This is a genomic window from Megasphaera hominis (genome assembly GCF_014269395.1).
Classification (GTDB): domain Bacteria; phylum Bacillota; class Negativicutes; order Veillonellales; family Megasphaeraceae; genus Megasphaera; species Megasphaera hominis.
On record NZ_JACOGK010000082.1, the window covers coordinates 1 to 562 of the forward strand.

The window sequence follows — 562 nt, forward strand, 5'->3', positions numbered from 1 at the left end:
AGTCCCATACCTGCGTCTCGATGCAACAGGACTGCTTTCATTCGTTTTTCATAAGAATACATTTTAAACCTCCTGACATTTAGTGATCATGTCAGGTCCAACTTTTTGTCCGCACCTCCTTACGCAAAAAGAGCACCGATTTCTCGGTGCTCTTTCTTTGCGTAATCAGCGGCTTCCTATCCTCCCAGGACGTTTCCATCCAAGTACTTTCGGCGTTTGCGGGCTTAACTACTGTGTTCGGCATGGGAACAGGTGGATCCCCGCAGCTATCGCCACTGAATTGTTTGTTTTCAAGGTTTTTCTACCCTGACAACCGCATAGAAAAGTGTTTGTTGTTCTTAACGTTCCTTACATCTTCTGTAGTCAAGTCCTCGGTCTATTAGTACCGGTCCGCTCCATACATCACTGTACTTCCACTCCCGGCCTATCAACCACATCGTCTTTGTGGGACCTTACTTGCTTGCGCAATGAGAAACCTCATCTCTAGGCTGGTTTCACGCTTAGATGCTTTCAGCGTTTATCCGTCCCCGACGTAGCTACCCAGCTGCACGGCTGGCGCCAT

At 48.2% G+C, this 562-nt stretch carries 2 rRNA genes; both read right to left on the bottom strand.

Features of this window, described 5'->3' with window-relative positions:
- Positions 1-163 precede the first annotated feature (163 nt).
- Positions 164-280: ribosomal RNA gene (rrf, locus tag H8J70_RS12400) — 5S ribosomal RNA — on the bottom strand.
- A 79-nt stretch (positions 281-359) separates the two neighbouring features.
- Positions 360-562: ribosomal RNA gene (locus H8J70_RS12405) — 23S ribosomal RNA — on the bottom strand; the annotation flags it as partial.